Here is a 1035-nt window from a genome sequence, read left to right as displayed (position 1 = left end):
CGCCAAAGAATTTACCGACCTCATCTGGATGCCCAAAGAACGGCTTCAGCCAGATCATACCTGCAAACACCGCACCAAAGGCCAGAACGCCAAGCGGGATCAACATCACCACAGGGCTTTCATGTGCGTGATCATGCGTGTGCTTGTCACCCCGCGGGGTGCCAAAGAAGGTGAGGAACATCAAACGCCATGAATAGAAGCTGGTGAAGGCAGCAGCGATCACCAACATCCAGAAAGCGTAATGGCCCAATCCACCGCCAAAGGCATAGGCGCTTTCAATCACCGCGTCTTTGGACAGGAACCCTGCAAAGCCATAATAGGTCAGCGGGATACCAACGCCCGTGATGGCCAATGTGCCAATCAGCATGGCCGCGAATGTATAGGGAATCTTCTTGCGCAATCCGCCGTAATTGCGCATATCCTGCTCATGATGCATCGCGTGGATGACGGAGCCTGCGCCAAGGAACAGCATGGCCTTGAAGAATGCGTGGGTAAAGAGGTGGAACATCGCCACCGAATAAACCCCAACCCCCGCCGCAACGAACATGTATCCCAATTGCGAACAGGTGGAATAGGCGATGACTCGCTTGATGTCGTTCTGCACCAATCCAACAGTGGCCGCAAAGAACGCGGTCAGCGCGCCAAGGATGATGATGAAATTTGTGGCATAGGGGGCGTATTCCATAATCGGCGACATACGGCAGACCAAGAAGACCCCCGCCGTCACCATGGTTGCAGCGTGGATCAGCGCGGATACAGGGGTCGGGCCTTCCATCGCGTCAGGCAACCATGTGTGCAGCAAGAGCTGCGCCGATTTCCCCATCGCGCCGATGAACAACAGCATTGCGATTGTATTGGCGGCATTCACCTCGAAGCCGAGGAAGGCAAAGCTTTGCTCTGCCAGTTCCGCACCCATCGGCAAAATCACATCAAATTGGATCGAGTCCGCCATCCAATACAGACCGAAGATCCCCAACAAGAAGCCGAAATCGCCAACGCGGTTGACGATAAAGGCCTTCATCGCCGCCGCACCTG

General features: G+C 55.2%; 1 protein-coding gene. It reads right to left on the bottom strand.

Annotated elements, in window-relative coordinates:
- The coding region (locus tag ACR0B3_RS24175) for an NADH-quinone oxidoreductase subunit L (protein ID WP_480811262.1) at nucleotides 1-1035 on the bottom strand (1035 nt) is incomplete at both ends.

The organism is Ruegeria sp. CE9, assembly GCF_056537425.1.
The sequence above is the reverse complement of the archived record's forward strand: the minus strand, read 5'-3'. Positions and strand labels throughout refer to the sequence as shown.